Genomic DNA, 3,748 nt, shown 5'->3' with positions numbered 1-3,748 from the left:
ATAAAATACGGCGATGAGGGTGGAAAGGACTTCGGCTGCGCAGCAGACGAGCTCACGCCGTAGGCGTGCTACCGTTCACCCTGCGCCAGATAGTTGGCCAGCTGTGGTGCTATTTGGGTATGTAATAACGCCAGCGTAGGGTGATCTCGTTCACCATCGCTGGCAAAGGCCGCTGGCGCTGCGCCTTTTTGCTGCCATAGCTGCGCGACTAAGTCGGCGGGAAAGTCGGGGACGTCACAAGGGACGAAGGCCACCCACTCGTTGGGAGATTGCTTGAGCCCGGCGAGCATCCCGGCCAACGGCCCGGCGAAATCGGGCGTCAGATCGCCAATCACTGGCAAACCGCTCGCCTGGTAGCGTGCCTGATTGCGGTTGGCGCTGATGGCGACGGAAGCCACCTGCGGCCGTAACCGGGCCAGAACATACTGATAGAGTGCGATACCGCCAATCGACACCAGGCCTTTATCCTCACCGCCCATGCGCGTGGCTCGCCCGCCGGCCAAAATTACGCCGCTGATTTCTTTATACATCTCGTTTATCCCGCCTTGTCGATGCGCTGATTGTAGCGCTAAAGCCGGCGTGACATCAGGATTTACCTTTATTGACAAGCCGGTTCTTTCACTGCGTGGGTAAGCCTGTTACTTTGTGAGTTTATTCATGCTATTGGACGATATTGAGATGAAAACGCATCGCGTAAACGAGTTGATCGAGCTGTTGCACCCGGCCTGGCAGGAAGATCCCGATCTCAATTTGATGCAGTTTTTGCAAAAACTGGCGAAGGAAGCGGGCTTCCAGGGCGAGTTGTCCGAGCTGAGCGATGATATTCTTATTTACCACCTGAAAATGCGCGGCAGCGCCGGCACGGATCAGATCCCGGGCCTGAAGAAAGATTACGAAGAAGATTTTAAAACGGCGCTGTTGCGCGCTCGCGGGGTTATTAAGGACTGACCTTCGTGCGGTGCGAGAAAGCATAGCTCGTGAAACGCGCCATTAATGCTACTATTTCTCATTCCCGGCACCGTGCTGTCAGCGATCAAACGAACGTTATGAATAACTCTGCTTTTAATTTCGACACTCTGTCGCCCGACTTGATTATGGACGCGCTAGAAGGGGTTGGCCTGCGCGTCGACTCCGGTCTGACGGCGCTGAACAGCTACGAGAACCGCGTCTATCAGTTTATGGACGAAGATCGCCGGCGCTACGTGGTGAAGTTTTACCGCCCGGAGCGCTGGAGCGCTGCGCAGATCGGTGAGGAGCACCAGTTCGCTCTGGATCTGGCGAAGGCGGAGATCCCGGCGGTAGCGCCGTTGGCGTTGCAAGGCGCTACGCTGCATACGCACGCTGGGTTCTTCTTTACCCTGTTCCCCAGCGTGGGCGGGCGGCAGTACGAGATAGACAACCTGGATCAGTTGGAATGGGTGGGTCGTTTCTTGGGGCGTATCCATCAGGTCGGTGGTGAGCGTTTGTTCGCCGAGCGGCCGACGATGGGGGTTGAAGAGTATCTCACCGCCCCGCGTCAGGTGTTGGCCGGTTGCGAGCTGTTGCCGGCAGCGCAGCGTGAGGGGTTCCTGCAGGCGACGGATAACCTGATCGCGGCGATCAAGCCGCACTGGCATCTGAACTGGCAGCCGCGCCGTTTGCACGGTGATTGCCATCCGGGCAATATTTTGTGGCGCGACGGCCCGCTGTTCGTCGATCTTGATGACGCACGTAATGGCCCTGCGGTGCAGGACTTGTGGATGCTGCTGCACGGCGAACGCCGCGATCAACTGATGCAGTTGGACGTCTTGCTGGAGGCGTACGGTGAATTTGCCGAGTTCGATCAGCGCGAGTTGGCGTTGATCGAGCCGCTGCGGGCGATGCGCATGGTGTATTACCTGGCCTGGGTCGCCCGCCGTTGGCAGGATCCGGCCTTTCCTAAGAGTTTTCCGTGGATGGCGGAGTCTGATTTCTGGTTGTCTCAGACTGCGGCCTTCACCGAACAGGTTAAGCTGTTGCAGGAGCCTCCTCTGCAGCTGACGCCAATGTATTGAAGCTTTAACACAATGGAGAGTTTAGTCTTATGAAAAAAATATGGTTGGCGCTCGTTGGCATGGTGATGGCATTCAGCGCCTCGGCGGCACAGTTTAGCGATGGCGCTCAGTACGTGACCCTGGACAAGCCGGTGACCGGCGAGCCGCAGGTGCTGGAGTTCTTCTCCTTCTACTGCCCGCACTGCTACCAGTTCGAGCAGGTCTATCACGTGTCTGAAAACGTGAAGAAGGCCTTGCCTGCCGGCACCAAAATGACCAAGTACCACGTGGAGTTCCTGGGGCCGTTGGGCAAACAGCTGACTCAGGCATGGGCGGTTGCGATGGCGCTGGGCGTGGAAGACAAAGTAAGCCCGCTGATGTTTGAAGCGGTACAGAAAACCCAGACCGTGCAAACGCCGGACGATATCCGTAACGTCTTCGTGAAAGCGGGCGTGACCGCCGCTGATTATGACGCAGCCTGGAACAGCTTCGTGGTGAAATCTCTGGTGGTTCAACAGGAGAAAGCCGCGGAAGATCTGCAGCTGCGCGGTGTGCCGGCGGTATTCGTGAACGGCAAATACATGGTTAAAAACGATGGCCTGGACACCAGCTCGATGGACGCGTACGTGAAGCAGTTCGCCGACGTGGTTAAATTCCTTAGCCAGCAGAAATAAGCCTGATTCAGCATGAAAAACGCCGGCATTGCCGGCGTTTTTTACCCGTATTGCCGCTTCAATTTATCCAGCAACCGATCTTTTTCCTGCCACAGCGTATTCAGCCACAGCTGGAAGCGCCGCTTGAACTGTTTGTCGTTGAAGTAGTCCCCGTGCAGGGTTTCATCGATCGGCAGCGTTTCTATTCTTACCACGATACGCGTCAGCCGCCCACACAGCATATCCATAAAGGGCCGTTGGTTATTTTCCGGATAGAGCAGGGTAACGTTCAACACTTTGTCGAACTGATTGCCCAGTGCGCTGAGCGTAAACGCAATGCCGGCGGCTTTGGGCGCCAGCAAATTGCGATACGGCGAATTGCTTTTAATTTTCTTGGCTTCCGTGAAGCGCGAACCCTCGACGAAATTGACGATGGTGGTTGGACGCTGACGGAATTTTTCGCAGGAACGGCGCGTCGTTTCGATATCCTTGCCGCGTTTCTCCGGATGCTTGAGTAAATAGGCGCGGGAGTAACGTTTCATGAATGGCATGTCCAGCGCCCAACAGGCCAGACCGACAAAAGGCACCCAGGCTAACTGTTGCTTGAGGAAGTACTTATTCATTGGAATATGATTTCTGAACAGCACGCACAATACGACAATGTCCGACCAACTTTCGTGGTTGCTGATCAGCAGATACCAGTTTTTTCGATCCAGCCCCTCCAGCCCTTCAATATCCCAACGTAATTGCCCGTTAATGCGCAATAACAGCGCCAGCCCCTGACACCAGCACCACATCATGAAATCGGCAAAAGCCGAGATATATCGCCAAACGGCGGGAATGGGCACCAGGAGTTTCACGATGCCGGCCAGCGTGATGGGGATGGAGCACAACACCGTCACCAGAATCGTGAGTATGACGGAAATGATAAAGATAACAGGCGTTAACAATCTTGGCATGGTTATGGGCTGACGGTTGTTGAGAACATCGTTGCATGCCGAAGCGCTATCTGACGACAATTAATCTGGCCGGTTCGCGACAATTATTTTGGCCGGTTTGTAATCTGAGATCACAACCTACTCA

Annotated in this window: 4 protein-coding genes and 1 pseudogene; 3 read left to right on the top strand and 2 right to left on the bottom strand. The window is 55.4% G+C overall.

The annotated features are described in order from the left end of the window. Positions 1-71: 71 nt before the first annotated feature. Positions 72-530: pseudogene (gene mobA / locus AC4PR2_RS28015) on the bottom strand (molybdenum cofactor guanylyltransferase MobA); the annotation flags it as partial. A 148-nt stretch (positions 531-678) separates the two neighbouring features. Here mobA and AC4PR2_RS28010 point away from each other — a divergent pair. From AC4PR2_RS28010 to dsbA, 3 genes are all read left to right on the top strand, one after another. Beyond that, positions 679-948, top strand: coding sequence for a YihD family protein (locus tag AC4PR2_RS28010; RefSeq protein ID WP_004931268.1), 270 nt, complete (start codon positions 679-681; stop codon positions 946-948). A gap of 98 nt (positions 949-1,046) precedes the next feature. Then, positions 1,047-2,033 carry a serine/threonine protein kinase gene (locus AC4PR2_RS28005; protein ID WP_084827033.1) on the top strand — a complete coding sequence of 329 codons (987 nt, stop codon included), beginning with the start codon at positions 1,047-1,049 and terminating at the stop codon, positions 2,031-2,033. 29 nt (positions 2,034-2,062) lie between these two features. Continuing rightward, positions 2,063-2,686, top strand: coding sequence for a thiol:disulfide interchange protein DsbA (gene dsbA, locus AC4PR2_RS28000; protein WP_004931264.1), 624 nt, complete (start codon positions 2,063-2,065; stop codon positions 2,684-2,686). Positions 2,687-2,727: 41 nt separating this feature from the next. Here dsbA and yihG read toward each other — a convergent pair whose 3' ends face one another. Next, the gene (gene yihG, locus AC4PR2_RS27995; RefSeq protein ID WP_015379457.1) at positions 2,728-3,624 is read right to left on the bottom strand and encodes a 1-acylglycerol-3-phosphate O-acyltransferase, YihG family; all 897 of its coding nucleotides are present in this window, start codon (positions 3,622-3,624) and stop codon (positions 2,728-2,730) included. Positions 3,625-3,748: the final 124 nt, after the last annotated feature.

This window comes from Serratia sp. A07 (assembly GCF_058725505.1).
The sequence above is the reverse complement of the archived record's forward strand: the minus strand, read 5'-3'. Positions and strand labels throughout refer to the sequence as shown.

Excerpts from the sequence above, each read along its gene's own strand:
- AC4PR2_RS28005 (WP_084827033.1), top strand. The coding sequence starts at position 1,047 with ATGAATAACTCTGCTTTTAATTTCGACACTCTGTCGCCCGACTTGATT.
- yihG (WP_015379457.1), bottom strand. The coding sequence starts at position 3,624 with ATGCCAAGATTGTTAACGCCTGTTATCTTTATCATTTCCGTCATACTC.
- dsbA (WP_004931264.1), top strand. The coding sequence starts at position 2,063 with ATGAAAAAAATATGGTTGGCGCTCGTTGGCATGGTGATGGCATTCAGC.
- AC4PR2_RS28010 (WP_004931268.1), top strand. The coding sequence starts at position 679 with ATGAAAACGCATCGCGTAAACGAGTTGATCGAGCTGTTGCACCCGGCC.